Source organism: Serratia sp. ID 25-353, from assembly GCF_054792795.1.
This window is the reverse complement of record NZ_CM139236.1, coordinates 844,303-869,526: the sequence shown is the minus strand read 5'-3', so window position 1 is coordinate 869,526 and position 25,224 is coordinate 844,303. Positions and strand designations below refer to the sequence as shown.

General features: G+C 60.3%; 25 protein-coding genes. 10 read left to right on the top strand and 15 right to left on the bottom strand.

What is annotated here, in order from left to right:
- Positions 1 to 376 precede the first annotated feature (376 nt).
- Positions 377 to 1,165: a PD-(D/E)XK nuclease domain-containing protein gene (locus ACYF6X_RS04090; protein WP_130017172.1), complete on the top strand. Its 789-nt coding sequence runs from the start codon at positions 377 to 379 to the stop codon at positions 1,163 to 1,165.
- Between the two features lie 87 nt (positions 1,166 to 1,252).
- On the opposite strand, the gene ACYF6X_RS04085 is transcribed toward ACYF6X_RS04090, so the two are convergent.
- Positions 1,253 to 1,546 (bottom strand): hypothetical protein, encoded by a 294-nt coding sequence (locus ACYF6X_RS04085; protein ID WP_103774541.1) that lies wholly within the window; start codon positions 1,544 to 1,546, stop codon positions 1,253 to 1,255.
- 355 nt (positions 1,547 to 1,901) lie between these two features.
- Here ACYF6X_RS04085 and ACYF6X_RS04080 point away from each other — a divergent pair, with 355 nt between their 5' ends.
- Positions 1,902 to 2,906 carry a LacI family DNA-binding transcriptional regulator gene (locus tag ACYF6X_RS04080; RefSeq protein ID WP_130018581.1) on the top strand — a complete coding sequence of 335 codons (1,005 nt, stop codon included), beginning with the start codon at positions 1,902 to 1,904 and terminating at the stop codon, positions 2,904 to 2,906.
- Between the two features lie 6 nt (positions 2,907 to 2,912).
- On the opposite strand, the gene araD is transcribed toward ACYF6X_RS04080, so the two are convergent.
- The 8 genes from araD to ACYF6X_RS04040 all read right to left on the bottom strand — a co-directional run bounded on the left by araD (position 2,913) and on the right by ACYF6X_RS04040 (position 11,841).
- On the bottom strand, positions 2,913 to 3,605 hold the full coding sequence (gene araD / locus ACYF6X_RS04075) for an L-ribulose-5-phosphate 4-epimerase (RefSeq protein WP_130018582.1): 693 nt from the start codon (positions 3,603 to 3,605) through the stop codon (positions 2,913 to 2,915).
- Positions 3,599 to 4,468 (bottom strand): L-ribulose-5-phosphate 3-epimerase, encoded by an 870-nt coding sequence (locus ACYF6X_RS04070; RefSeq protein ID WP_130018583.1) that lies wholly within the window; start codon positions 4,466 to 4,468, stop codon positions 3,599 to 3,601. The genes araD and ACYF6X_RS04070 overlap by 7 nt, the downstream gene beginning before the upstream one ends.
- Positions 4,455 to 5,942: an FGGY-family carbohydrate kinase gene (locus ACYF6X_RS04065; protein ID WP_130018584.1), complete on the bottom strand. Its 1,488-nt coding sequence runs from the start codon at positions 5,940 to 5,942 to the stop codon at positions 4,455 to 4,457. Before ACYF6X_RS04065 ends, ACYF6X_RS04070 begins: the two co-directional genes overlap by 14 nt.
- 8 nt (positions 5,943 to 5,950) lie before the next feature.
- Positions 5,951 to 6,940 carry an ABC transporter permease gene (locus ACYF6X_RS04060; protein WP_038877882.1) on the bottom strand — a complete coding sequence of 330 codons (990 nt, stop codon included), beginning with the start codon at positions 6,938 to 6,940 and terminating at the stop codon, positions 5,951 to 5,953.
- Positions 6,937 to 8,427: a sugar ABC transporter ATP-binding protein gene (locus ACYF6X_RS04055; RefSeq protein WP_130018585.1), complete on the bottom strand. Its 1,491-nt coding sequence runs from the start codon at positions 8,425 to 8,427 to the stop codon at positions 6,937 to 6,939. Before ACYF6X_RS04055 ends, ACYF6X_RS04060 begins: the two co-directional genes overlap by 4 nt.
- 54 nt (positions 8,428 to 8,481) lie before the next feature.
- Entirely contained in the window at positions 8,482 to 9,399 is a 918-nt protein-coding gene (locus ACYF6X_RS04050) for an ABC transporter substrate-binding protein (RefSeq protein WP_015378502.1), read from the bottom strand.
- Positions 9,400 to 9,534: 135 nt separating this feature from the next.
- The gene (locus tag ACYF6X_RS04045; RefSeq protein WP_033643780.1) at positions 9,535 to 10,602 is read right to left on the bottom strand and encodes a zinc-binding dehydrogenase; all 1,068 of its coding nucleotides are present in this window, start codon (positions 10,600 to 10,602) and stop codon (positions 9,535 to 9,537) included.
- Positions 10,603 to 10,887: 285 nt separating this feature from the next.
- Positions 10,888 to 11,841 carry a LysR family transcriptional regulator gene (locus ACYF6X_RS04040; protein ID WP_107226524.1) on the bottom strand — a complete coding sequence of 318 codons (954 nt, stop codon included), beginning with the start codon at positions 11,839 to 11,841 and terminating at the stop codon, positions 10,888 to 10,890.
- A 138-nt stretch (positions 11,842 to 11,979) separates the two neighbouring features.
- Between ACYF6X_RS04040 and ACYF6X_RS04035 the strand changes: the two genes are divergently transcribed.
- Together ACYF6X_RS04035 and ACYF6X_RS04030 are read left to right on the top strand one after the other, a co-directional pair.
- On the top strand, positions 11,980 to 13,161 hold the full coding sequence (locus ACYF6X_RS04035; protein WP_130018586.1) for a M20 aminoacylase family protein: 1,182 nt from the start codon (positions 11,980 to 11,982) through the stop codon (positions 13,159 to 13,161).
- 22 nt (positions 13,162 to 13,183) lie between these two features.
- Positions 13,184 to 13,972 carry an ABC transporter substrate-binding protein gene (locus ACYF6X_RS04030; protein WP_063989237.1) on the top strand — a complete coding sequence of 263 codons (789 nt, stop codon included), beginning with the start codon at positions 13,184 to 13,186 and terminating at the stop codon, positions 13,970 to 13,972.
- Positions 13,973 to 14,117: 145 nt separating this feature from the next.
- Here the strand turns inward: ACYF6X_RS04030 and tmaR are convergent, their stop codons facing one another.
- The 3 genes from tmaR to ACYF6X_RS04015 form a co-directional block, all read right to left on the bottom strand.
- Positions 14,118 to 14,435: a PTS system regulator TmaR gene (tmaR, locus tag ACYF6X_RS04025; protein ID WP_004935612.1), complete on the bottom strand. Its 318-nt coding sequence runs from the start codon at positions 14,433 to 14,435 to the stop codon at positions 14,118 to 14,120.
- A 160-nt stretch (positions 14,436 to 14,595) separates the two neighbouring features.
- Complete coding sequence (locus ACYF6X_RS04020; RefSeq protein WP_130018587.1) at positions 14,596 to 15,663, bottom strand: FUSC family protein; 1,068 nt, start codon at positions 15,661 to 15,663, stop codon at positions 14,596 to 14,598.
- A gap of 94 nt (positions 15,664 to 15,757) precedes the next feature.
- Positions 15,758 to 16,525 (bottom strand): N-acetylmuramoyl-L-alanine amidase, encoded by a 768-nt coding sequence (locus tag ACYF6X_RS04015; protein ID WP_063989235.1) that lies wholly within the window; start codon positions 16,523 to 16,525, stop codon positions 15,758 to 15,760.
- Positions 16,526 to 16,701: 176 nt separating this feature from the next.
- Between ACYF6X_RS04015 and ACYF6X_RS04010 the strand changes: the two genes are divergently transcribed.
- Positions 16,702 to 17,448: a S24 family peptidase gene (locus ACYF6X_RS04010; protein WP_004935623.1), complete on the top strand. Its 747-nt coding sequence runs from the start codon at positions 16,702 to 16,704 to the stop codon at positions 17,446 to 17,448.
- 36 nt (positions 17,449 to 17,484) lie between these two features.
- Here ACYF6X_RS04010 and ACYF6X_RS04005 read toward each other — a convergent pair whose 3' ends face one another.
- Entirely contained in the window at positions 17,485 to 18,594 is a 1,110-nt protein-coding gene (locus ACYF6X_RS04005; protein ID WP_063989299.1) for an SDR family oxidoreductase, read from the bottom strand.
- A gap of 258 nt (positions 18,595 to 18,852) precedes the next feature.
- Between ACYF6X_RS04005 and ACYF6X_RS04000 the strand changes: the two genes are divergently transcribed.
- The 3 genes from ACYF6X_RS04000 to sbcB all read left to right on the top strand — a co-directional run bounded on the left by ACYF6X_RS04000 (position 18,853) and on the right by sbcB (position 20,820).
- Positions 18,853 to 19,059, top strand: coding sequence for a hypothetical protein (locus tag ACYF6X_RS04000; RefSeq protein ID WP_107226528.1), 207 nt, complete (start codon positions 18,853 to 18,855; stop codon positions 19,057 to 19,059).
- Between the two features lie 54 nt (positions 19,060 to 19,113).
- On the top strand, positions 19,114 to 19,302 hold the full coding sequence (locus ACYF6X_RS03995; protein ID WP_130018588.1) for a DNA polymerase III subunit theta: 189 nt from the start codon (positions 19,114 to 19,116) through the stop codon (positions 19,300 to 19,302).
- Positions 19,303 to 19,392: 90 nt separating this feature from the next.
- Positions 19,393 to 20,820 carry an exodeoxyribonuclease I gene (sbcB, locus tag ACYF6X_RS03990; RefSeq protein ID WP_130018589.1) on the top strand — a complete coding sequence of 476 codons (1,428 nt, stop codon included), beginning with the start codon at positions 19,393 to 19,395 and terminating at the stop codon, positions 20,818 to 20,820.
- A 71-nt stretch (positions 20,821 to 20,891) separates the two neighbouring features.
- Here the strand turns inward: sbcB and ACYF6X_RS03985 are convergent, their stop codons facing one another.
- On the bottom strand, positions 20,892 to 22,259 hold the full coding sequence (locus ACYF6X_RS03985; protein ID WP_063989232.1) for an APC family permease: 1,368 nt from the start codon (positions 22,257 to 22,259) through the stop codon (positions 20,892 to 20,894).
- A gap of 535 nt (positions 22,260 to 22,794) precedes the next feature.
- Complete coding sequence (locus ACYF6X_RS03980; protein ID WP_130018591.1) at positions 22,795 to 24,213, bottom strand: glutamine synthetase family protein; 1,419 nt, start codon at positions 24,211 to 24,213, stop codon at positions 22,795 to 22,797.
- Here ACYF6X_RS03980 and ACYF6X_RS03975 point away from each other — a divergent pair.
- Both ACYF6X_RS03975 and puuR read left to right on the top strand, forming a co-directional pair.
- The gene (locus tag ACYF6X_RS03975) at positions 24,127 to 24,411 is read left to right on the top strand and encodes a hypothetical protein (protein ID WP_165384404.1); all 285 of its coding nucleotides are present in this window, start codon (positions 24,127 to 24,129) and stop codon (positions 24,409 to 24,411) included. The genes ACYF6X_RS03980 and ACYF6X_RS03975 overlap by 87 nt on opposite strands.
- A 197-nt stretch (positions 24,412 to 24,608) precedes the next feature.
- Positions 24,609 to 25,166 carry an HTH-type transcriptional regulator PuuR gene (gene puuR / locus ACYF6X_RS03970; RefSeq protein ID WP_038877865.1) on the top strand — a complete coding sequence of 186 codons (558 nt, stop codon included), beginning with the start codon at positions 24,609 to 24,611 and terminating at the stop codon, positions 25,164 to 25,166.
- Positions 25,167 to 25,224 lie beyond the last annotated feature (58 nt).

The following is a 25,224-nucleotide window of genomic DNA, read 5'->3' as shown; positions in this document are numbered from 1 at the left end:
CCGTTCCACAGCTGCTGGTGCTGGTTTATTGATTTGATACGCAGCATTAGAGGGGCGGTTTTGAGCGAAGAGCAGACATAGCACCGTCCGATACTAATCACAGCAGAAATTAAAATATTTATTCGTTCCTTACTGAAAAGCTATGAAGTAAATAAATAGGATTGGGGCGCGTACGGCACTGGACAATTTTGCATTTCCGGGCGGTTTTGTCCTGTCTCATTCCTTCGTTCGGACAGAGGAATGCCGCAGCGGGTAGGATCACTGGGGGCACTGGATAGAATGACTGTTGACTCCAGTGTGAAGAAAAGAAGGTTAAGTATGGTAGAGTTTCTATATGCTAAACCTTGTTACCAGACTATGCAGCCCGGAAGACACCATGACAAACCAACAACTGGAAGAAAGATTTAAGGCGCTTGAAAAAGATTATGAGGCGCTCATTTCCACAAAGTATACTGAGCGGAGCGTTCTCACTCACAATATGGAAACTTATGTTGATTCCGGTAAATATCAAAACTGGATCTCCAGAGTGAAAAAGTTAATAGAGGACAGCTACGGAAAAGAGTCTGATTATTACAATGACTTTAATACTGTAAGCAACAGTTGGTTTAGTAATTACAAGACCCTGATAAGAAGTTATAAGCCGTTGTTTGATGCGGCGAGAGATGATCTTGCGCACTCTGCGGTCAGTACGAATACGCTTCAAGAAAGTTCAGCGCTGAGCCTCGTGCTTAATATTCTTAACAGGTTTCCAGCCTTTGTTCGCCAGTTGAAGAGACGGCACAACGGCCGTACGCCGCTTGAAGTTAATGATGAGTATGACGTACAGGATATGGTTTATGCGCTGCTGACGCTTCACTTTAATGATATAAGGGCGGAAGAGTATACCCCCAGCTTTGCGGGCGCAGCCTCGAGACAGGACTTTCTTTTGAAAAAAGAGAAAATTGTGATCGAGGTGAAGAAAACCCGTGAGTCGCTGGGAGCCGGTAAAGTTGGCGGGGAGTTGCTTATTGATATGGCGCGCTACCGCACTCATCAGGACTGCGATACGCTGATTTTGTTTGTATATGACCCGGATTGCTACATAAATAATCCTTTGGGTGTGAAAACCGATCTGGAATCTAAAGATGCGGAAGGAAAAGTGAAGGTGGTTATTGCGCAGTTCTGACACGCTTAAGTGTCACCTTACAGGATTAGGTTTGTGGCAGTGCCAGCCGGGCGAGTATGAAAAAAGCCGCTGGCACGGCCGGATTTGTTATTTTTGCCAGGTCAAATCAAGATCTACGTGAAAATCCGCAGGCTTAAGCTCATCGCTGCCACCACGCCCAATTTGCGACGTTATGTTTACAACGTTCGAACCTGTTGAGATCGCGAGTTGAGTGTCATCTGTAAACGTGATGATTAGCATTTCAGTCTGATGAACTTGTGCTCCCGTTTTCTGAAAACCAATCTGGACAGATTTCACCGTTTTCCCAACCATTTCACTGGCTTGATTGATAGAGTAATTAGCTTCAACTTGTAGGTCATTTCTGAACTTGGGTAGTGTCATTTTACATCCTCTTTAGTGAAACTTTCGCTATTTAAATCAGCAGAACTCCTTTTATATCACGGTGGTCAGCAGTGGGCAGTCTGAGTATAACCTCAGTGAGGAGGAGTAAATATAGGTCTGCTTTCAGCACAAAGCAGCCATTCACACCTAACTTCGACCATAAACACACCTTATCAAACTCCCCGCCAACAAAATATAGCCACATAAAATGATTAAACTTACAATTAATAAACTAACGACATTATTACCTCTATATTCATTCCATTATTTTCCCTCCCCCCAACTCCCCCCTAGCACCGCCCCCGTCCTTTCCCTACAATAAGGGATCTGTTGAGGCATAACGCAAGGAAAGACGGTGTCGAAAGCCAATCCCAATGCCACTATCGTGGATATCGCCCGCCGCGCCAGGGTGACCAATATCACCGTTTCCCGCGCCTTCAATAAGCCCGAGCTGGTCAAGCCGGAAACCCGCGAGCGCATTCACGCCATCGCCAAAGAGCTGAACTATGTGCCCAACGCGTTCGCGCAGGGGCTGAAAAGCAGCAGCAGCCAGATTATCGGCATCGTCACCAGCAGCATGTACAACCCGTTCTATTCCGGCCTGATCAAGACCGTGTCGCGCATTGCGCGTCAGCAGGGCTACCAGATTATGCTGTTCGACACCGACGGCAGCGAAGAGGCGGAAATGCGCGCCATTCAGGCGCTGTTCGGCTATAAGGCACGCGGCATCCTGCTGTCGGCGGTGCGCGACGACAAGCGCTATCGCCCCGCCTATCTCGAGCTGGCCGAGGTGTACGGCGTGCCGCTGATCCTGATCGACCGCGATCTCTACGATCAGCAGCTGAGCGGCGTGTTCCTCGATAACCGTGAGATCGGCGTGCTGGCCGGGCGTTATCTGGCGGAGCAGCCGGAGCAGAAGCTTTTGATTATCGGCGGCCCGGCGGATTCGGAAATTACGCTAACGCGCACCGCCGGCATCGTCGCGGCGCTGCAGGGCAGCGGCCGTGAGATTCACATCATCAACGGCGACTACGATTTCACCTCGCAGGAAAGCGAGGTGCGTGCCTATCTGGCGCAGCCGGAAAACCGCCCGGATTGCATCATCGGCCTGAACGGCATCATCACGCTGGGCGCCATCGCCATCTGCCACGAGATGGGGCTTTATCAGCAGGTGAAGTTCTTTTCGATAGACGAGCCGCCGCGCGCCGGCGCTTACGGCCTGCACATTCCGGGGGTGTATCACGATACGCAGAAACTGGGGGAGATCGCCGCGGAGCTGCTGTTCAGCGCCATTCACAGCCCGCGCGGCGAGTTGCCGGTGCGCAGAGAGTTCTTCACCGGCTCGCTGTTGAATCGCTGACGGGCGCTATTGCCCGTAGTAGGCGTGTTTGCCGTGCTTGCGCAGGAAATGTTTGTCCAATAGCTCCGGCTGCATCGGGGCGATGGCCGGCGCCAGCTGGCGTGTCGCCATCGCCATGATCGCCACCTCTTCCAGCACCACCGCGTTGTGTACCGCATCCACCGCGTCCTTGCCCCAGGCAAACGGGCCGTGGGAATAGACCAGCACCCCCGGCACCTGCTGCGGATCGCGCCCCGCCTGCTTGAAGGTCTCGATAATCACCTTGCCGGTTTCCCCCTCGTAGTCGCCGGCGATCTCCGCCTCGCTCATCGGCCGGGTGCAGGGAATGTCGCCGTAAAAGTAGTCGGCGTGGGTGGTGCCCAGCGCCGGGATCGGCTGCCCGGCCTGCGCCCAGATGGTGGCGTTGCGGCTGTGGGTGTGCACCACGCCGCCGATATCGGCGAAGGCGCGGTACAGCGCCAGGTGGGTAGCGGTGTCGGATGAGGGTTTGCGGTGCCCTTCGCGCACCTTGCCCTCCAGATCCACCACCACCAAATCCTCCAGCGTCATTGCCTCGTAGGCGATGCCCGAAGGCTTGATCACCACCAGCCCGCTTTGGCGGTCGATCGCCGAGACGTTGCCCCAGGTAAAGGTCACCAGCCCGTATGCCGGCAGGCTGAGGTTAGCGGCCAGCACCTGCCGCTTGAGTTCGTTCAGCATGCGATGCCTCCCTCATTCATTTGTTGTTCGATCCAGGCCTTGGCCTGGGCGATACGTTGCTTGTCCTGCCCGTCTTCGCGCGCCCACATCTCCAGCAGGTAGGGGCCGCGATAGCCGAGCGCGTTGAGCACGGAAAAGGCGTGGGCGAAATCCACGCAGCCCTCGCCGAACGGCACGTCGCGGAACTGCCCGGCGCTGCCCGGCCCCACCGCCACGGTGTCTTTGAGGTGCACGGCGGTGATGCTGCCGATGCCCAGCGCCAGCTCGGCGGCGACGTCGTTGCCCCAGGCGCTGAGGTTGCCGAGATCGGGATACACCGTGAACCACGGGCTGTTGACGTGGCGCGCGATGTCGCGCCATTTGCTGATGCTGTTGATGAACGGCGTGTCCATCACCTCCACCGACAGCATCACCTGCGCCCTGGCGGCCTGCGCCGCCGCCCACTGCATACCCTCGATAAAGCGTTCGCGACTGTGGCGATCGGCGGGTTCGTAATAGACGTCGTAGCCCGCCAGCTGGATGTTGCGGATGCCGAGATCCGTCGCCAGTTCCAGCGCCTTGCTCATCAGCACCCGCGCCCGTTCGCGGGTGGCGGCGTCGGCGCTGCCGAACGGGTCGCGCCGGTGCGCCGACAGGCACAGGCTCGGCACCGTCACCCCGCTGTCGAGCCGCGCCTGGATAAACGCCAGCCGCTGGCGGCGATCCCAGTCCAGCCGCTGTTGGCGTGCCGGCTGTTCGTCGATCGACATCTCCACGAACTCAAAGCCCAGCTCGGCGGCGATGGCCAGCCGCTGCGGCCAGCTCAGATCGGCGGGCAGCGCTTTTTCATACAGCCCCAGACAGGCGGCGTTAGTCGTTTGCATCAGTCACCTCACTCAAAGCCTGAGCAACCGCCAGATAGCGCGCCTGCTGGGCGCGCAGGCGCCGATGGGCGGCGGTCGCGGGATAATAACAGCGCAGCTTGGGCGGCGCGGCGGCGATCGCTTCAGCGAACCCGGCGTACTCCCCGGCGCCGACGGCGGCGCACAGGGCGGCGGCGCGGCAGCCGCTCTGGCGAGTTTCCACCACCTCAAGCGGCAGGTTGCCGGCGTCGGCGTACATCTGCATCCAGACTTCGGACTGCGTCGGCCCGCCGGTCATGCGCACCCGCTCAATGCGCGGGTTCAGCTGCACCATGCGCTCCTGATGGATCAGGTGCGAGAACACGATGCCCTGGTAGATCGCCTGCACCACGTCCGCCATCTCGTGGTGGGCGCTCAGGCCGATCAGCCCGCCCGGCGTGTTGCCGCCGAGGTTGGAACCGTACAGATAAGGCAGGAACAGCAGCCCGCTGGGCTGCTCGCGGCGCTCGGCCACCCAGGCATTGAACTGGGCGTAGCGCTGCCGGTCGTCGGCGCAGAACTGGCGCAGGAACCAGGCCAGATTGCCGGCCGAGGTCGGGCTGCCTTCGTGCACGAAATAGCGGCCGTCGATGCAGTAGCGCCCCCAGGCGTAGGGGTAATCGGCGGAAATGATGCGCTCGGTCACGCAGGTGGCGATCGACCAGGTGCCCGCCACCGCGCTGAGCGTGCGATCGTCGGCCACGCCGGAACTGAGCGCCGCGCCCACCACGTCAAACAGGCCGCCGTACACCGCGGTGCCTGCCCGCAGGCCGCACTGCGCCGCCGCCGCGGCCGTCACCCGCCCGGCCAGCTGCGCCGAACCGATCACCGGCGCGGTTTTCTCCTGCGCCTCTTCGATGCCGAAGGCCGCCATCAGCGCCGGATCGTAAGCGCCGCTGTGCTGGTTAAACAGGTTGCTGCCTGAGATGTTGGTCACCTCGGCCGCAGCCTCGCCGGTGAGGCGAAAGCGCAGGTAGTCGTGCGCCATCAGGATGCGATCGACGGCGGCGTACTGCGCCGGTTGCTGCTGCTTCAGCCAGCGCAGCAGCAGCGCCGGGTGGCTGGGCCACAGCGGCTGCAGGCTGAGCGGGTAGGTCTGCGCGTCCACGCCGGCGCGGCGCAGCTCAGCCACCGTGGCCGCCGCGCGGTTGTCCGAAGAGAGGATGCCGTTGCCGACCGGCTTGCCGTGGCGGTCGATGGCGTACAGCCCTTTGCCGTGCGCCGAGAAGCTGACGCCGCGCACCTGCCCGGCCTCCAGCCCCGCCGCGTGCAGCGTCTGGCGGATCGCCGCGCAAACGCCATCCCACAGCGCGTCCATATTGCGTTCGCTGAAGCCCGGCTGGGCGGCAATCGCCGCGCCGTCGCGCTCGGCGATCGCCAGCTCTTCGCCGCTTGCCCGGTACAGCCCGGCCTTGATCACCGTACCGCCGACGTCTATGCCAAGAAAGACTGCCATCGCGCCCCCTATTTGCGCCGCACGGAGCTGAGGTAGATGGCGGCCAGGATGATGCCGCCCTTCACCACGTTCTGGATATACGGCGACACGTTCATCAGATTGAGGCCGTTGTTGAGCACCCCGAGCATCATCGCCCCCACCAGCGTGCCGACGATGGCTCCGCGCCCGCCGGAGATCGCAGCCCCGCCCAGCACCACCGCAGCGATGGCGTCCAACTCGAAGCCTTCGCCGGCGTTGGGCTGCCCGCTCATCAGGCGCGAGGTCAGCACCAGCCCGGCCAGCGCGGCGGTCAGGCCGCTGATCACGTACACCAGCATCTTGTAGCGCGGCACGCGGATGCCGCTCAGGCGCGCCGCCTCTTCGTTGCCGCCCATCGCATAGACGTAGCGGCCGAACGGCAGCTGGTTGAGCATCAGCCAGGCCAACACGTACACGCCGAGCATGATCAGGATCGGCACCTGGATGCCCAGCACCGTGCCACGGCCGAAGAAGGAGAAGACGTCGGGCAGGCCGGAGATCGGGTAGCCGCCGGTATAGAGCAGCGCCAGGCCGCGGGCGATGCCCATCGACGCCAGGGTGACGATGATCGGCGGCATGCGCAGGTAGGCGATGCAGGCGCCGTTGGCCAGGCCGAACAGCGCGCCGACCGCCAGCGCCGCCACCATCGCCAGCGGAATGGGCACCGCCGCCAGCATCAGCCCGGCGGCGACCGAACCGGCCAGCGCCATCACCGGCCCCACCGAGAGATCGATGCCGCCGGTCAGGATGGCGCAGGTCATGCCCACCGCGATGATGGCGTTAATCGACACCTGGCGCGCCACGTTGGTCAGGTTGTTGACGCTGAGAAAGCTGTCGTTCAGCAGGCTCATCAATACGAACAGGACAGCGAAGCCGATAAACGGCAAGACCGCCGGGTGATGCAACAGTTTTTCCCAACGCTTGCCGAGGCTGGGGCCGGCGGCGCGGCGCGCCACGGCGGGTTGTTCAATTCCGATCATAAGGCACTCCCGGTCGCGTGAAGCATAATGTGGTTGGATTCGATGTCGTCGCCGGTCAGCTCGGCGACGATGTGGCCGCCGCGAAACACCAGCACGCGGTCGCACACGCCGATGATCTCCGGCAGTTCGGAGGAAATCATGATGATGGAGATGCCCTGCTGGGTCAGTTGCTGCATCAGCTGATAGATCTCGGCCTTGGCGCCCACGTCGATGCCGCGCGTCGGTTCGTCGAAGATCAGGATGTTGCAGTCGTTGTTGAGCCAGCGGGCGATCACCACCTTCTGCTGGTTGCCGCCGCTCAGGGTGCTGACGGCGGTCTCGGCGTCCGGGGTTTTCACCCCCACGGCGCGGATCAGCCGCCGCACCACGTCGCGATCCTGGCGGGCGCTGACGAAGATCTTGCCGCGCCGGTGGTGCCGGTTGAGGGTGATGTTCTGCGCCACCGAAAACGGCAGCACCAGGCCCTCGGTTTTACGGCTCTCCGGCAGCAGGCCGATGCCCTGCGCCAGCGCCTGCGCCGGGGAGCGCAGCGCCGCCGGTTGGCCACCGAGGCTGACGCGTTTGCGGTGGCAGCGGCTGGCGCCGATCAGCGCCGAGACGGTCTCGGTGCGCCCGGAGCCCACCAGCCCGGCGAAGCCGAGGATCTCGCCCTTGTACAGGTGGAAGCGGTCGGTCGCGCCGTGCTTCTCGCGCTGGATCTCCGCCTCCAGCAGCACCGTCGCGGTATCGACCGGGTGCTGTTTCACCGGGAAGGCGTTCTCGATTTTGCGCCCGACCATCAGCCGCACCAGCTCTTCCACGTTGGTGTCGCCGGTGGCCAGCGTTTCGATGTAAGCGCCGTCGCGCAGCACGGTAATGCGATCGCAGATGGTGAAAATCTCGTCCAGGTGGTGCGAGATAAACACCATGCCGACGCCCAGCAGCCGCAGATCGTTCATCACGCTGAACAGGTGCTCGGCCTCGCCCGGCGTCAGCGTGGCGGTCGGTTCATCCAGCACCAGCACCCGCGCCTCCAGCGACAGCGCCTTGGCGATCTCAACGAACTGCTGCTGCGCCACGCTCAGCTGTTCCACCGGGCAATCGAGATCGATAGCCACCGTCAACCGTTTGAAAATGGCCTCGGCCTTGCGCCGCATCGCCCGGCGATCCAGCAGGCCCCAGCGGTTCCTGATCTCCCGGTTGAGGAAGATGTTGTCGATGGCGCTCATGTAGGGAATCAACGAGAATTCCTGAAAAATAATGCCGACCCCGGCCTCGATCGCCTGGCGATAGTTGTTAAAGCGGCGCTGCTCGCCGTCGATAAAAATATCGCCCTCGTCCGGCTGATAGATGCCGCACATGATTTTCACCAGCGTCGATTTGCCGGCGCCGTTTTCGCCCAGCAGGGCGTGCACTTCGCCGCGTTGAATAGCCAGATCGATGCCGTCCAGCGCCTTCACGCCGGGAAAGCTCTTTTTTATTCGTTTCAGTTCCAGTAAAGGTGTCACCGCATTGCCCTCCGCGCCGAACGCCCCGCCGCAGCGGGGCGAACCCGGCCGCTGTTACCAGCTAAAGCCGGCCGCATTGCTGCGGTCGATCAGCTTCACTTTGACCGGCACGGTTTTCGGCACCGTGGCGCCCCAGTAGCGGGCCAGCGCAATGCCGAGCGCGATGCGCAGCTGGTCGCGCGGGAACTGCGCCGAAGTGGCGATAAACGGCGAGTTCGGCTTGAGGATCTCTTTGATGGCTTCCGGCTGGCCGTCGACGCTCACCAGCTTGACCTTGGCGCCGTTGCTTTCGATCGCCGCCAGGGCACCGAGCGCGCCGACGTCGTTGACGCTGAAGATGCCCGCCAGATCCGGCGCCGACTGCAGCATGTTTTCGGTCACGGTCAGCGCGGTGTCGCGTTCCTGCTTGCCGTTTTGCTTGGTGACGATCTTGATGTCGGGGTATTTCTTCATCGCCGCTTCAAAGCCGCGCACGCGCTCCAGGATCGGCACCACCGGGATGCCGTCGAGGATCGCCACCTTGCCTTTGCCGCCCAGCGCTTTCGCCAGGTACTCGCCCGCCTGGAAGCCGGCGTCGTAGTTTTCCGAGCCGACGAACGAGTCCAGCGGCCCTTCCGCCTGCGCGTCGATCGCCACCACCACCGCGCCGGCCTTATGGGCGGAGATCACCGCCGACTGTACCCCCACCGAATCGGTCGGGTTGATCAGCAGGATGTCCACCTTCTTCTGCAGCATGTCTTCCACGTCACCGATCTGTTTGGCGACGTCATGGCGCGCATCGGCCACGTACACCTTGGCGCCGATATCCGCCGCCGCCTGATCCAGCGCCTGCTTCATGGTGACAAAGTAGTCGTTGTTCATTTCCTGGAACGACATACCGATAGTGATTTGCTTGGCCAGCGCCCCATGGCTGGCCGCCAACATTCCACCGGCGACGATAAAAGGCAGGGTCTTTTTGAATAATGAAAACATAGCCAATTCTCCTGTAGGGAAGCTTCTTGTTGTGGTTATCAGAGCAACAGCATGTCTTTACGTTTGGCCGACCGGCCGGCCCCCCATTGCGGACGGGCCGGCGGCCGTGACTGCAACAGCGGTACAGCGGGAGGGTCAGGGAACCAGGATCACCTTGATGGAGTCGGTCGAGTCCGCCAGGGCGAAGGCTTCGTCCCAGTCGTTCAATGAATAGCTGTGGGTAACCACGCCATTGGAGGTCACCAGCCCGCGCTCAAACAGATCGATGGCGATTTCGTAGCTGTAGGGCGCCAAGTGCGCGCCGCGAATGTCCAGCTCTTTGCGATCGCCGATGATGGACCAGTCGACGGTGGTTTCTTTGCCGAACACGCTGAACTCCACGAAGCGACCCAGCTTGCGGATCATCTGCAGCCCCTGGGTGACGCCGATCGGCGCGCCGGTGGCCTCGATATACACGTCGCAGCCGTAGCCGCCGGTCAGCGATTTGACGATCTGGTCGGCGTCTTCCTTCAGCGGGTTGATCACCACGTCGGCGCCAAATTCTTTCGCCAGCGCCAGCCGCTCGTCGATGGCGTCGATCACGATCAGTTTCTTCGGCGTCTTCAGGCGCGCCACCTGCACCATACACAGCCCGAGCGGCCCGGCGCCGGCCAGCACCACCACGTCGTCCAGCTGGATATCGCCGCGCGCCACGGTGTGAATGGCGCAGGCCATCGGCTCAATCAAGACCGCGTCTTCATGGCTCAGGCTTTCCGGGATCTTGTGCACGATGGCGTTCTCGGAAAAGCGCATGTACTCCGCCATGCCGCCCTCCGCCACGTCTTTTTGGAAACCGTAAATGTTATGCGTCTCACACATCCAATAACTGCCGGATTTGCAGTAGCGACACTCCCAGCACGGCACGATCTGCTCGGCGATCACCCGCTCGCCGAGCCGGTATTTGCCTTCCGCGCCCTCGCCCAGCGCGGCGATGCGGCCGTAAAACTCATGCCCCGGCACCACCGGCGGTTTGACCCACGGGTTCTCCCCCCAAAACATCTGTGCGCCGTTCTTGCACTTGCAGTCGCCGGCGCAGATGCCGCAGCCTTCCACCTTGATCACCAACTCGCGCGCCTTCGGCAACGGCGTGGGCACCTGTTCGAAACGATAGTCCTGCGGGCCGTGGCAAACGACCGCGCGCATTTTTTCCGGCAACTGGCTCATCTCTTCCTCCAATACACTCGTTAAACGCTTGAATTTTCTTAATGTTGACGTTGTCATTTTTATCCGACAAAAAACAACAAACTTTATAAAGTGATAAATTTCAATTGATTAATCATCAAACACCCAGGAAAACTCAAAATGACAACGTGAACATAGAGCGACATATAACCAAAGCTGCAAAAATAATTATTTGAGCGAAATCACATATCGTTAACATTGCGGCTAAAAATGCTACAAATGCGGATCGCGATCCCATTTACGGGATCGTCGATCCGGGGGGATCCGCTAAATCAGCAGGCGCACGCGATCGTAGATCTGACGATCTTCCGGCCGAGACGATCGTGCCTGCTGGCGCAGGGTGCGCACCAACGTATCGATAAACGCATGCGCGGCGGCGCTCAGAATGCTGTTGCGCCGGGTGACGATATTCAGCTGCGCCGGTTGGCAGCTCTCCCGCAGCGCCAGCGGCTGCACGCGGGAGGCGAACTGTGGCAGCGCGACGATCGGCCGCGGGCACCAGGTGCACATCTCGGCGGACTCCACCAGCGCCTGCAGCATGCCAAACGAATGCGCCTGGATAATGCGCTGGCGCGGCAGGCGCGCGCCGTGGCGGTGAAACACCTCGTCGCGCAGCGCATCGAAACTTTCCGGGGTATAGCTCATCACCCAATCCTGCTCCAGCAGCTGATGCAGCGAGGTGCTGTGCGCCAGCGGGTGGCCGCGCCGCACCATGTACGCCGTTTCATACTCCAGCAGCGGCTCGCAGTGGAACTCCTGCGGCGCCGACGACGCCGGCAGCGGCGTGATGGCGAAATCCATCGTGCCCTCGCGTAGCTGAGATTGAGCGTTGGCCATCAGGCTTTCCGACAGTTCCAGCCGCACCGCCGGCACCTTGCTGCGAAACGCCATCACCGCCGGCGGCAGCACCGTCAGCATCAGCCAGGGGGTGATCGCCGCCTTGACCAGATCCGCCGTTCGCCCGCGCAGCGCCGCCATTTCACCTTGCGCTTGCTCCAGCTGATTCAACACCAGCCTGGCGTGTGCCAGCAGGGTTTTGCCGTAGGGGGTAAAGCCCAGCCCGGTCGGGGTGCGGATCAGCAGCGGCAGCGCCTGCTCCTGCTCCAGTTCGCGCAGTGCGCGGGTCACCGCCGCCTGCGACAGCCCCAGATGCCGCGCCGCCGCGCGAATGCTGCCGCTGTCGGCGCTGGCCACCAGCGCCTGCAGTTGGTGCAGTTTCATGTTCACCTCCTGACAATCATCGGTTGTCAGCATAACCGAACGGCGGCTACCCGGCAAAAACGGAGTTTGCTAGTCTCGATGCCTATCCCTCTGCCCCATTCCCCGCCCGTTGGCCGGGACCCTTTGCCGGAGACCGTGATGAGCCCTTCACTCGTACTGCCTGAGATCGCCGCCGTTCATGATGAGATGGTCGCGCTTCGCCGCCACATTCACGCCCACCCGGAGCTGGGCTTCCAGGAGTTCGCGACCTCGGATCTGGTGGCGCAGCGGCTGGCGGAATGGGGTTACCGCGTCACGCGCGGCGTAGGACAAACCGGTGTTGTCGCCACACTGCAGCACGGGCCGGGAAAATCGCTCGGCATCCGCGCCGACATGGACGCCCTGCCGATTGCCGAAACGACCGGTTTGCCGCACGCCAGCACCCATTCCGGGGTGATGCACGCCTGCGGCCACGACGGGCACACCGCCATGCTGCTGGCGGCGGCGCGCTATCTGGCGCGGCAGCCAAACTTCAGCGGCACCCTGCACCTGATCTTTCAGCCGGCGGAAGAAGGCGGCGGCGGCGCCAAAGTGATGATTGAAGACGGCCTGTTTGAGCGCTTCCCCTGCGACGCGGTGTTCGCCATGCACAACGTGCCCGGTTTCCCCACCGGCCACCTGGGTTTCGCCAGCGGCCCCTTCATGTGCTCGGCCGATACGGTACACATTACCCTGCATGGGCACGGCGGCCACGGCGCGGTGCCGCAGAGCACCGTCGATCCGGTGGTGGCCTGCGCGGCCATCGTCATGAGCCTGCAAACCATCGTGGCGCGCAATATCGATCCGCAGGAAACGGCGATCGTCACCGTGGGGGCGATGCAGGCCGGCCAGGCCGCCAACGTGATCCCGGCGACCGCCACCCTGACGCTCAGCGTGCGCGCGCTGACGGCAGCGGTGCGTGAGCGGCTGGAGCAGCGCATCACCGAGCTGGTCACGGCGCAGGCCGCCAGCTTCGGCGCCCGCGCGGAGATCGACTATCAGCACGGCTACCCGGTGCTGGTGAACCACCCGGCAGAAACCGAGCTGGCGCGCGCGGTGGCGTTGGAATGGGCCGGAGAGAGCCGGGTTATCCCCACGCTGCGGCCGTTTACCGCCAGCGAAGATTTTGCCTTTATGCTGGAGAAATGCCCAGGCAGCTACATCTCGATCGGCAACGGCCCCGCCACGCCGGGCAATTCCCTGCACAACCCCGGTTATGACTTCAACGACGACAGTCTGTCGCTGGGCGCCACCTACTGGGTCAAATTGGTCGAGCGCTTTTTGGCTCGCCCCGCGGTTTAATCGCCAACGCTGAGGAAATGACATGAAAACCATCAAAGGGCTGTTGTTGTTACTGCCGCTGGCCGCGAGTTTTCCCGCGTTGAGCGGTGAATTCAGCGGCAAAGTGATCAAACTGGGCATCGATCCCACCTTTCCACCGCTGGAGTATAAAAACCCGCAGGGCAAGCTGACCGGCTTCGGTGTCGATATCGCCCAAGCGCTGTGCGACCAGATGCAGGCCAAATGCGTGTGGGTGGAAAGCAGCTGGGACGGCATGATCCCCGGCCTGCAGGCGAAAAAATTCGACGCCATCGCCTCGTCGATGACCATCACGCCGCAGCGCCAGCAGCAGATCGCCTTCTCCAGCAAGGTCTCCAACGCCCCGGCGCGGCTGGTGGCGCATAAAGGCAGCAACCTGCAGCCAACCGTCGCCTCGCTGAAGGGCAAATCGGTCGGCGTGCAGCAAGGCTCCAGCCAGGAGGCCTACGCCAACGCGCTGTGGCGCCCGGCTGGCGTCAACGTGGTCGCCTACCAAAGCCAACAGGAAGTGAACGAAGATCTGGCCAACGGCCGGCTGGATGCGTCGCTGCTGGCCAGCGTCAGCGCCAGCGAGTTCTTCAAAACGCCCGGCGGCAAAGATTTCGCCTTTATCGGCGCCGAACTGAACGACAGCAAATACTTCGGCATCGGCGACGGCATCGGGGTGCGCAAAGACGATACCGCGCTGCTTAACGCCTTCAACGACGCGCTGCAGGCGATCCGCGCCAACGGCACTTACAAGAAAATCAACGACAGGTATTTCGACTTCGACATGTACGGATCGGAGCAGTAACAAGCGTTCCCCGGCGGTCACCTGCAGATCCTGCAGGATGGGGAGGCGCCTTCGGCCGCCGGGGAACGCCCCAACGGAAACGGCAGTGTCGGCAAGAAGGGAAAATTAGGCGGGCCAGGCAGGACGCCCGGCCCGCTAAAGCGGGTTACTTCACTTCGCCCATCGCTTTCAGCTTTTTGGACAGCTCGCGGCGCTCTTTGGACAGATCGGCATTTTTGATGATGTAGTCATCAACGCGATCTTCGTAGTCGCTGCGCATGTTGGCGATGATGCCCTGAATGTCTTCAATGCTCATGCCGGGCTTGATGTACTCACTCAGGTTGTCGAGCAGCAGCACGCGCTTCTGGTTATCACGAATTTTCTTTTCGTTGTCGACGATCTCGCGTTGCAGTTTGTTTTTGCGGCGGAACATACGCACAAACTCCAGCACGTCCTGGAAACTCGGCTTATTTGCATTATCCATCTTTATACCCTTGCTTTAGTAATACACAGATTCATTTGCTTACGGCCACATGGCACCAAGATACAGGTTTGTGGCGGTCCGGCACAACAGTGATTGCCTTATCTTACCCACTTTGCCTCGGCGGCCAAAACCCAAAGCGCCGCCTTCATGATCTGACCCCTTATTCGCGCCCGGCGGCGGTGCAGACCTGGAGCAGATCCCCCAGCTCTTCCAGCTGCTGCGCCAGCTCCATGCTGAGCCAGACATAGCCGTAAATCGGCGCTTCGCCGTGCTGGCCGAGGCTCACCTCCTGCATCAGCGTTTTCAGCTCGCCGGCGATCTCCGCCAGTTGCCCCGCCGCCGCCTGCCGCTGCGCCTGCGGCCCTTCGCGCATCAGCACTGCCAGCGATTCCAGCGAGCTCAGCGTCAGCAGCTGGGTGCTGCGCAGCGTGCGGGCGTTCAACATGATGAAGTGCGTTTCGCGCGAGGCCCAATAGGCGTCGGCCATCAGCTCCAGCGTGCACACCAGATTGCGGCTGAGAGTTTGCACCGCCTCGAACACCGCTTTGGGGATGCGGGTTTCCTTGCTGGCGGGCACGATCAGGCTGCGTAGCTTCACCACCTGATTCAACAGATCCTTGAGCTGCGGCTCCAGCCGCGGCCGCGCAATGACGTTCGGTGAAAAATACGCGCCGTAGAGGCGGGCGGCGGTTTGCAGGCAGTCCGCCATCTGCATGCGCCACAGAATATAGGCGCGTTGTGGGTAAATGCTGGTGAACAGCAGCGCCAGCAGCGAGCCGAAGATCACGTCGCCGCTACGCCACAGCGCGGTATGCATGTCGCCGGCGCCCGCGCCGCACACCACCGCCAGCGTGATCCCCACCAGCAGCGCCATATACGGCCGTTTGCCGAGCGTCAGGTAACCGCAGACGAACATCACCACGCCGCACCAAACCAGCATCAGCGGCAGCGAATAGAGTTCCAGATACAGGGCGATCAGGCCGGACGCGGCGCCGAATACCGTGCCGGCAATGCGTTGCAGCGCCCGCTGCAGCACGTTGCCCCAAAACGAGATCGGCCCCATCACCACCACCAGGGTGATCAGCGGCCAGGTGCCTTCGGGCACCGCCAGCAAGCGGATCAGCAGAAAGGTCAGAATAAACGCCAGCCCGATGCGCACGCCGTGAACGATGCGATAGTGGCGATAGGTCAGCAATTCAAGGGAAGAGATTTTTCGATCGAGGCGCACGCTGCCTCCGATAAAGACCAGCCAGGCCGCTATTTTAGCGGAGGAAGCCCGGCAAGGAAAAGGCGAATGAGGCGTCCCCCATTCGCGGTCAGGCTCAGGCGGCGTACTTGTCGACCAGCGCGCGCAGAACGGCGGCGGTTTCGACATCCATCACGCCGTCATACTTCTGCTGGCGGAAGTGCAGCTGGAACGCCCGCACCAACTGGCGATAGCCTTCTGCGGTGTTCGCCGCAGAGGTGTCGTAGCCGTATTGGGCGAACAGTTTCAGCAGCTCGGCCTGTGCCGGCAGCCCCTGGCGGCAGTATTCCTGCTGGCGCTGCTGCTTGGTGGCTTCGTCATACCAGGCGCCGACGCCGGCCTGATACAGCTGCTGCCACGGGAACTGCGGGCCCGGATCGCTCTTGCGGCCCGGCGCGATGTCAGAGTGCGCCACCACGTTCACCGGCGAGATGTCCGGGTAACGCTGCAGGATGTTCTGTGCCAGCTGGGTGACCGCCTCGATCTGCTGCGGGTTGAACGGCGGGAAGGTGATGTTTTCACCGTCGCCGCTCGCCAGGTTGACGATCTCGATGCCGATGGAGGTGTCGTTGATATTGCTGCGGGTGCCCCACTGGCTGGTGCCGGCATGCCAGGCGCGCTCGTTCTCGTCCACCAGGTTGAAAATGCGCACGCCGCTGAAGCCGGCAGCCTGATAGGTGGCCTCGGTCGGATCCGGCACCAGATAGTGCGCGCTGACCGATTTTCCGGTCAACGACGTCACCGAGTCGGCAAAGTTTTGCGCCGTGTAGTGCAGCACCAAAAAGCGCACGCGGTGGCCGAAGCTGGCGACCGATCGGTAGCTATTGTAATCAATCTTGTACATCGTAAAGTCCCTCTCTCGTTTGATTTCACTGAGCGGCCTCTCATCATGACAGGCCGCTCCGCACAGGTGAACCTTTGGCTCACCCTTTTTGTTTTAGCTAATTGCTAAATTATGCGCAAGCGTTTTTTAGCAAAACCGTTATTTACCTTTTTGCTAAAGAGTGCGATCATTGCACGATGGAAACTAAAGAAATCAGGCGCAACAATCTGCGCGAATTGATGGCCCGCTACGCCCGGCAAGGCGTCAACCAGAATGAGTTCGCCACGCTGGTTGAGTCTTCCGCGCCGACGCTGAGCCAAATCATCGGGGAGAAATCCTCCCGCAATCTTGGCGACAATCTGGCCAGGCGGATCGAGGCCAGGCTGAATTTGCCCAAGGGCTGGTTCGACGTGTTTCATGAAAAGCAGCTGGTGCGCCCGTTTGACAACGTGGCGGCGGAGTCGGACTTCCAGCCCGCCCGTTTGAAACCGGTGGTATGGGAAGATACCGAACAAGACAAGGAAGAGTTTGTGGAGATCCCGCTGCTGGATATTGATTTTTCCGCCGGCGACGGCTGCTACGAAATCGTCGATCGCGAGGAGTTTTCGCTGATTTTCCGCCGTTACTATCTGCACAAGATGGGGGTGGCGGTCAACGCCGCGCGCATTATCCGCATCTCCGGCTCCAGCATGGAACCGCGTCTGCAGGACGGCGACGTGGTCGGCATCAACACCGACGACACGCGCATCCGCGAAGGCAAGACTTATGCCATCCGCCACGGCAATTTGCTGCGGGTGAAGGTGCTGATCGAGCAGCCGGACGGCGGCGTCGTCATCCGCTCCCTCAACCGGGAAGAGTACCAGGACGAACACCTCAGCTATCAGCAGCGCAAGGAGCAACTGGTGGTGCTCGGCCGCGTCTTCTGGTCCTCTTCGTCCTGGTAACGGACAATAATCTCGGGCGCCCGCTGCGCCCGGCGGTTATTTGAAGTCCACCACCATCTGCTGCTGGATAGACAGCCCGCGGGTCGACTGCACGCAGCCGGCAATGTAGTCGGTGAAGCGCGGCGGTTTCGGCATGCCCAGCTTGAGGATCTTCTCGTTGCTGAAACGCACGTTGAGCATGGCGAACGATCCGTACAGGCGCATCGCTTTCAGCATCAGCCGCTCGTTGCACGGGCCGAAAATGTCTTTCAGCTGGCGGCGCATTTTCACCAGCGCGTCATACGTCACCTGCGCATACTCATCGCCCACCGGCGCCTTTTCCAGCGCCGCCGCCATGGCGTTGTCGATCTCGGCAAAGCTGACGCTGCTCTCCACGCCGGCGGAGATGTGATACACGTCGTTCTCCAGCGTTTCGCTGTTCATCAGCATCACCAACGCATCCGCGCAGTAGTCCGCCGGGATCACGTCGATATTGTCCTCCAACGAGCACATGAATTTGCGCAGCATCAGCGCCATGCCAAACACCCAGAAAATGCTGCTGGAAGGCTGGCAGCCCAGGCGGGTGTGCCCCACCACGATCGACGGGCGAGCGATGGTCAGCGGCAGTTGCGGGCAGCGTTGGCGCATCAGCTGTTCGATGGTGGATTTGGAACGCGTATATTCCACCAGATGCTCGGCGTCTTCCTCAAACTCGCCGCTCTCCGCCACCAGCGAACCCGGCTCCGGTGAACAGGACATGGCGGTACCGACGTGCAGGAAACGTTTTAGTCCCGGCACCTGCGCCATTCTTTCGGCAAAGGCCAAAGTACCTTCTACGTTTACCTTCCAAATGAGCGGGTTATTACCAAATGAAGCAACGGCCGCACAGTTAATAACGTGCGTGACATTGTTAATACGTGCGTCAGTTAAAAAGTCGGCCGGCTCGGAAAGGTCGCCCAACAATATATTTTCTATCGTAATTTTAGACAGCAGGTTCGCGTCGATATTAAACTTTTCCATATTCGCGCGAATACGGGCCAGCCCTTGCTGTGCATCGTCGGCACGCACCAGCAAAAGATAATTAACGGACTGATTTTCAATCAATAATTTTTCGAGAACCGCACCACCAAGAAAGCCGGTAGCGCCGGTCAACAGTAGCGTTTTCATAATTGTCACCCACATTGGTATTGAATGTGGAAGATTGTATCTGCGGATATTTAAACAAATATTAAATAGATTTACGGCGCCCTCACTCATTTTTCTTAATATTATCTTAAGGAATCTTTTGAAACATCCATCGTGGCTTTAGTAACAAAAGAACCGCATAGATTCCATGATTAATCTCCGCCGTTTAAATACCATTGATGTAGCGCCTGATTTAATTTAACGGTCAATGTTATTTCTCTTCTCGTCCGTGGAGGACTTATGACCTATAACCAAAAAATCTGGTTGGGGGTTTTACTGCTGTGCACCCTGTTTTGGGGGGCGGTGATAAGCGGCGCCTGTTCGCTGTATAACCGGGCGGATCGCCTCAATGCGCACCAGGCGCAGAGCGAGTTCGCCGCGCGCCACAGTCAGGCCCCCCGCTCGCAGCAAAGCGCTCAGGCGTCCATCGCCCCCCGGAATGGGTAGGGACAAGACCCGCTAACGATCCTATTATACCCTAAGGTTAACAGGGAGATAACGATGGCTCGAAAGCTGGATGGCTTACCGCAGGCACAACGCGAGAAAATAGAAACCGATTTGCTGGCCATCAGCGTGATCTACAACGAGCGCTACGGCATCGCCTCGACCCAGGCGGAAACAGAACGACAGATCCCCGACCACCTGCTCCCCTACTTTCACCAGCGGCTGGATTACTATCGCCGTGCGTAATTGCGCGCATTTCGCTAACCGCCGCTTGGCATCGCTCCCCACGCCGTTACAATAGGGGCATATTGTATCCGCCACTGAAGAGACGCGATTTTGAGCAGCAAGGCAACGGCCACATTTTACATTCACGATTACGAGACCTTCGGCAAGAGCCCGTCGCTGGACCGCCCGGCGCAGTTCGCCGGCGTGCGCACCGATATGGATTTCAACATTATCGAAGAGCCGCTGGTCATCTACTGCGCCCCCGCCGACGACTACCTGCCGGAACCCGAGGCGGTGATGATCACCGGCATCACGCCGCAGGTGGCGCGCGCCAAAGGCGTTAACGAGGCCGAGTTCACCCGCCAAATCCATCAGGCCTTCAGCGTGGCCGGCACCTGCATTCTCGGTTACAACAACATCCGCTTCGATGACGAAGTGAGCCGCAATATCTTCTATCGCAACTTCTACGATCCCTATGCCTACAGCTGGCAAAACGGCAACTCGCGTTGGGATCTGCTGGATGTGATGCGCGCCTGCTACGCCCTGCGCCCGGACGGCATCGTCTGGCCTGAAAACGAAGACGGTTTCCCCAGTTTCCGCCTCGAACACCTCACGCGCGCCAACGGCGTCGAACACACGCAGGCTCACGACGCGATGTCGGACGTTTACGCCACCATCGCCATGGCCAAGCTGGTCAAGCAGGCGCAGCCACGGCTGTTCGATTTCCTGCTGCAGCACCGCAACAAGCACAAGCTGAACGCCCTGATCGACGTCGCCGACATGACGCCGCTGGTGCACGTCTCCGGCATGTTCGGCGCGGCGCGCGGCAACACCAGCTGGGTGTCGCCGTTGGCCTGGCACCCGGACAACAAGAACGCGGTGATCATGTGCGATCTCGCCGGCGACATGACGCCGTTGCTGACGCTGAGCGCCGATCAGCTGCGTGAACGGCTGTACACCCGCCGCGACGATCTGGCGCCTGATCAGGCGCCGGTGCCGATCAAGCTGGTGCACATCAACAAATGCCCGGTGCTGGCGCCGGCCAAAACCCTGCTGCCGGAGAACGCCGAGCGGCTGGGCATCGATCGCCAGGCCTGCCTGCAAAACCTGCAACTGCTGAAACAGCACCCGGAAGTGCGCGAGAAAGTGGTGGCGCTGTTCGCCGAAGCCGAGCCGTTCAAAGGCTCCGACGACGTCGACGCCCGGCTGTACGACGGCTTCTTCAGCGATGCCGACAAGGCGGCGATGAGGATTATCCAGCAGACCAAGCCGCAGAACCTGCCGGCGCTGGATCTGGCCTTCAGCGACGGCCGCATGAAAGAGCTGCTGTTCCGTTTCCGCGCGCGCAACTACCCGAATACGCTGGACGACGCCGAGCAGCGCCGCTGGCTGCAACACCGCCAGGAAGCGCTGAGCGCGGAGCGCGTGCAGAGTTACCTGCTGCAGCTCGAATCGCTGTATAACCTGCACGAAGGCGACAAAGAGAAAACTGCCCTGCTGAAAGCGCTGTTCGATTACGGCAAAGAGTTGGTGGGGTAAAACCTGCTGCAAGCAGAAAAGGAAAAGGCCGCGAACGCGGCCTTTTTTGTGGCTGAGGAGACGTCTCGCGCTTAGGCGGCGTCTTCGCTCGCTTGCGGCACCGGCAGACGGAAGCTGCGGGTGACGAAGGCCAGGTAGATCAGGCCGACAGCCGCCCAGACCAGGCCCAGCGTCATCGAGCTGGCTTCCAGGTTGATCCACAGCGCGCCGACGGTCAGTGCGCCCATCACCGGCAGGATCAGGTAGTTAAACGTGTCCTTCACGGTGCGGTTCATCTTGTCGCGAATGTAGAACTGCGAAATCACCGACAGGTTGACGAAGGTGAAGGCCACCAGCGCACCGAAGTTGATCAGCGCGGTCGCGGTCACCAGGTCAAACGATACCGCTGACAGCGCGATGGCGCCAACCAGCAGCACGTTCAGCGCCGGAGTACGCCATTTCGGATGCACATAGCCGAAGAAGCGAGTCGGGAACACGCCGTCGCGGCCCATCACGTACATCAGACGCGAAACGCCCGCGTGCGCCGCCATGCCAGACGCCAATACCGTCACGCAGGAGAACACCAGGATCACCGACTGGAAGAACTTGCCCGCCACGTACAGCATGATTTCAGGCTGCGATGCGTCAGGATCCTTGAAGCGCGAGATGTCCGGGAAGTACAGCTGCACGAAGTAAGACACCACGATAAAGATGATGCCACCGATCAGCGCCGTCAGGAAGATGGCTTTCGGGATCACTTTTTCCGCGTCTTTGGTCTCTTCCGACAGCGAGCTGATGCCGTCGAAGCCCAGGAACGAGAAGCACAGGATGGTCGCGCCGGTAATCATCGGCACCACGTGAGCATTATCGGACCAGAACGGGCGGCTGCTGACCAGCGTACCGGCGCCTTCGCCGTGGTAAATACCGTTGATCACCAGGCCGAGGAACACGATCATGATCGCCACCTGCACCACCACGATGATGGAGTTCAGGTTAGCCACCAGCTTGATGCCGCGCAGGTTGAAAATCGTCATCAAGCCGACCAGCACCGCCACGAAGATCCAGGACGGGACGCCCGGGAAAATCGCTTCCAGGTAAATCTTGGCCAGCAAAATGTTGATCATCGGCATGAACAGGTAGTCCAGCAGCGATGACCAGCCCACCATAAAGCCGACGTGCGGGCTGATGGCTTTCTGGGCGTAAGTGTAGGCAGAACCGGCGGAAGGGAACTTCTTCACCAGCTTGCCGTAGCTCAGGGCGGTAAACAGGATCGCCAGCAGAGCGAAGGCGTACGCGGTCGCGACGTGACCATCGGTCAGGCCGGATACGATGCCGAAGGTATCGAAGATGGTCATTGGCTGCAGGTAAGCCAGGCCCATCATCACTACCGGAACCAAAGTCAGGGTTTTACGCAGCTGGGTGCGCTGAGCCGGAGCGGCGTTGAGGGTATTATCGGACATTGTTCAGCCCCCCCTTACCTTGAGCCTTGCGGATGGCGGACACGCCAAGACTTAAGGGTGCGGGGAAACTTCGCAACGAGCGACTTAATTCTAAAAGAAGGGGATTGTAAGCTGGATAACGGGTCGAGGTAACCTCGGCTGCTCCATAGTCGCTGCGGCCACAGCGGAAACCGGCGGGCACCGGTGCTAAAGTGAAAAATTGCCCCATCTTTCTAATCCTCATGAGTCACGACCATAAAGTTTTGTTTGATCGTGCACGAAACTATTTATCTATCCGGATCGGTGTCCGGCCTCGCTTGGTGTATGAAACGCTACGTTGGTAAAACTTAATGCAAAAAAAAATAACCGACGCTTTCAAAACGTCGGCTATCTGCATTTGAGATATTTTGCACCAGAATGCCTCCGGATGACAAGATCCGGAAACCCTCAAATACAAATTCTTTTTGTCGATCGAACGGAAAACCAGCCCGGCAGGCGAATTAATCCGCTACCGGCAGGCCGGTTGCCCGCACGTACCTCTTACTTATACGCCCATTCAGGCATTTTTCAACATCCAGTCGATCTCGGTTTCCGTCACCCGCCGTTCAAACTGCAGCAGTTCGTCCGTCTTGCAGGCGTGATAAACCTGGGTGAAACGCTCGCCCAGATAATGGGTCAGTGCGTGCTGGTGTTCAAACTCGTACAGCGCGTCGCTCTGGCGGATCGGCAGCGGCAACCCCTCCTGCTCCAGCCCGTTGCCGGTCACCGGTTCAGGCAGCGGCAGCACGTTGTCCAGCCCGTACAGCATGCCGGCCAGGATCGCCGCCATCACCAGATAGGGATTGGCGTCCGCGCCAGCCACGCGGTACTCCACCCGGTGGTTCTCCGGTTCGCCGCAGGGAATGCGCAGCGCCACGGTGCGATTGTTGTGGCCCCAGGCGGCCTGGATCGGCACATACATCCCCGGCTGGAAGCGCCGGTAGGCGTTGACGTTCGGCGCCAGCAGCGCCATCGACGCCGGCATCAGGGTGATCATCCCGGCCAACGCCTGTTTCAATAGCGGTGAATCCTCGCCTTCGGCGTCGGCGAACAGGTTGTTGCCCGCCCCGTCCTGCATGCTGACATGCACGTGCATGCCGCTGCCGGCGTAATCCTCATAGGGTTTGGCCATAAAGGTGGCGTGCATGTCGTGGTTTTCGGCCACCAGCCGCACCAGACGCTTCAGCGCCAGCGCGTGGTCGCAGGCCAGCAAGATATCGTCGGTATGACGCAGGTTGACCTCGAACTGCCCCGGCGATGCCTCCGCCACCGCACCGTCCGCCGGCAGCCCCTGCAGCTTCGCCAGTGCATCGATGTCGTTCAGCACCTCGGCGAAATGGTTCAGGTTATCGACGGAGTACACCTGGCTTTGGGTGTTGCGCTCCTGGGTGCCGGGCGCACACGGCGGCTGGAGATCGCCTTCCGCGTCGCGCAGCCTATCGATGAGATAAAACTCCAGCTCTACCGCTGCCACCGGGAACAAGCCGCGCTGTCGCAGCGCCTGCCACACGCGGTTCAGCACATTACGGGGTTCAACGTCAAAGGGAGTGCCATCTTCATCCCGCATGGTCAGCAACACCTGGCCGATATGCTCCGGATCGGCGGCCGACGGCGTCAGCGAACCGGGCACCGGCAGGCATACGCGGTCCGGCTCGCCGAGATCTTGCCCAAGACCGGTCTCCTCCACCACGTTGCCGAGAATGTCCATGGCGAACACCGACGCGGGGAAGTAGCTGCCTTTTTCCAGTTTTTTCAACCCTGAGACGGGTATGCGTTTGCCGCGGAAGGAACCATTGAGATCGGTGAGAAGGATATCGACATACTGCGTGGCGGGATGGCGTTCCAAATAATGAGCAACCTCATTTTGGAACGCGCTACTTCGCCTCTCTTCATGATGCTGTGCAAAATGTTCAACTGCTGCGCTATTGGTTTGCATACGTCACCCGCCATTATGCTCTTAAGGCGCGTTGGCGCCCGTCCGCCGTTCGATTCAACACATGATTGGATTTCTCGTCAGGTCGCGCCGCTGCCGGGCGCTCAAAATAACATCCACACCATGAAACATAGTCTTAACAGAATGGGTTTGCAAATGTTACAATCCTGTTTGATTATTCACCGCCGGCTGCTAAATTGATAAAATATTGACCGAAAAGGCCTTGCTGCCATTTTCACGTCAACTATTTCGTCCAACGCACCGAGAGTGAACGTGGGCAATATATTTTCCAAACCTGCCCTAACTACCGATATCATGCAGTATCGTTATCGCCCAGACAGGCGCTCGATAGCGATATTCATGTCTGCCTGTCGCCCCTACCAGAAGGAAGTACCGCTATGAGCGAAGCCAGCTTGGCACCGGGCAAACGCCTGTCGCAGATCCGTCAGCAATTGGGTTTGTCGCAGCGCCGGGTCGCCGAACTGTCCGGGTTAACCCACAGTGCGATCAGCACCATCGAACAGGATAAGGTCAGCCCGGCCATCAGCACGCTGCAAAAGCTGCTGAAGGTGTATGGCCTGTCGCTGTCTGAATTCTTTGCCGAACCGGAAGCCGCCGACGAACCGCGCGTGGTGATCGACGCGGAGGATCTGATTGAGATCGGCAGCCAGGGGGTGTCGATGAAGCTGGTGCACAACGGCAGTCCGACGCGCAATCTGGCGATGATGCTGGAAACCTACCAGCCCGGCACCACCACCGGCGAAAAGATCAAGCACCAGGGCGAAGAGATCGGTACCCTGCTGGAGGGCGAGATCGTGCTGACCATCAACGGCCAAAGCTACTGCCTGACCGCCGGCCAGAGTTACGCCATCAACACCGGCATCCCGCACAGCTTCAGCAATACCTCGGCGCGCATCTGCCGCATCGTCAGCGCACACACCCCCACCACCTTCTGACCGCTTCTCGCACCGGCGCAGCCTGACGCGGGCTGCGCCCCAGCCTCCCCACGTTTTT

Excerpts from the sequence above, each read along its gene's own strand:
- ACYF6X_RS03985 (WP_063989232.1), bottom strand. The coding sequence starts at position 22,259 with ATGTCCGATAATACCCTCAACGCCGCTCCGGCTCAGCGCACCCAGCTG.
- ACYF6X_RS04010 (WP_004935623.1), top strand. The coding sequence starts at position 16,702 with ATGGAAACTAAAGAAATCAGGCGCAACAATCTGCGCGAATTGATGGCC.
- tmaR (WP_004935612.1), bottom strand. The coding sequence starts at position 14,435 with ATGGATAATGCAAATAAGCCGAGTTTCCAGGACGTGCTGGAGTTTGTG.
- ACYF6X_RS03995 (WP_130018588.1), top strand. The coding sequence starts at position 19,114 with ATGGCTCGAAAGCTGGATGGCTTACCGCAGGCACAACGCGAGAAAATA.
- ACYF6X_RS04090 (WP_130017172.1), top strand. The coding sequence starts at position 377 with ATGACAAACCAACAACTGGAAGAAAGATTTAAGGCGCTTGAAAAAGAT.
- ACYF6X_RS04000 (WP_107226528.1), top strand. The coding sequence starts at position 18,853 with ATGACCTATAACCAAAAAATCTGGTTGGGGGTTTTACTGCTGTGCACC.
- ACYF6X_RS04085 (WP_103774541.1), bottom strand. The coding sequence starts at position 1,546 with ATGACACTACCCAAGTTCAGAAATGACCTACAAGTTGAAGCTAATTAC.
- ACYF6X_RS04005 (WP_063989299.1), bottom strand. The coding sequence starts at position 18,594 with ATGAAAACGCTACTGTTGACCGGCGCTACCGGCTTTCTTGGTGGTGCG.
- ACYF6X_RS03980 (WP_130018591.1), bottom strand. The coding sequence starts at position 24,213 with ATGCAAACCAATAGCGCAGCAGTTGAACATTTTGCACAGCATCATGAA.
- ACYF6X_RS04015 (WP_063989235.1), bottom strand. The coding sequence starts at position 16,525 with ATGTACAAGATTGATTACAATAGCTACCGATCGGTCGCCAGCTTCGGC.
- araD (WP_130018582.1), bottom strand. The coding sequence starts at position 3,605 with ATGCTGAACGAACTCAAGCGGCAGGTGCTGGCCGCTAACCTCAGCCTG.
- ACYF6X_RS04035 (WP_130018586.1), top strand. The coding sequence starts at position 11,980 with ATGAGCCCTTCACTCGTACTGCCTGAGATCGCCGCCGTTCATGATGAG.
- ACYF6X_RS04050 (WP_015378502.1), bottom strand. The coding sequence starts at position 9,399 with ATGTTTTCATTATTCAAAAAGACCCTGCCTTTTATCGTCGCCGGTGGA.
- ACYF6X_RS04065 (WP_130018584.1), bottom strand. The coding sequence starts at position 5,942 with ATGGCAGTCTTTCTTGGCATAGACGTCGGCGGTACGGTGATCAAGGCC.
- ACYF6X_RS04060 (WP_038877882.1), bottom strand. The coding sequence starts at position 6,940 with ATGATCGGAATTGAACAACCCGCCGTGGCGCGCCGCGCCGCCGGCCCC.
- ACYF6X_RS04040 (WP_107226524.1), bottom strand. The coding sequence starts at position 11,841 with ATGAAACTGCACCAACTGCAGGCGCTGGTGGCCAGCGCCGACAGCGGC.
- ACYF6X_RS04045 (WP_033643780.1), bottom strand. The coding sequence starts at position 10,602 with ATGAGCCAGTTGCCGGAAAAAATGCGCGCGGTCGTTTGCCACGGCCCG.
- ACYF6X_RS04030 (WP_063989237.1), top strand. The coding sequence starts at position 13,184 with ATGAAAACCATCAAAGGGCTGTTGTTGTTACTGCCGCTGGCCGCGAGT.
- ACYF6X_RS04070 (WP_130018583.1), bottom strand. The coding sequence starts at position 4,468 with ATGCAAACGACTAACGCCGCCTGTCTGGGGCTGTATGAAAAAGCGCTG.
- ACYF6X_RS03975 (WP_165384404.1), top strand. The coding sequence starts at position 24,127 with ATGAGCAACCTCATTTTGGAACGCGCTACTTCGCCTCTCTTCATGATG.
- puuR (WP_038877865.1), top strand. The coding sequence starts at position 24,609 with ATGAGCGAAGCCAGCTTGGCACCGGGCAAACGCCTGTCGCAGATCCGT.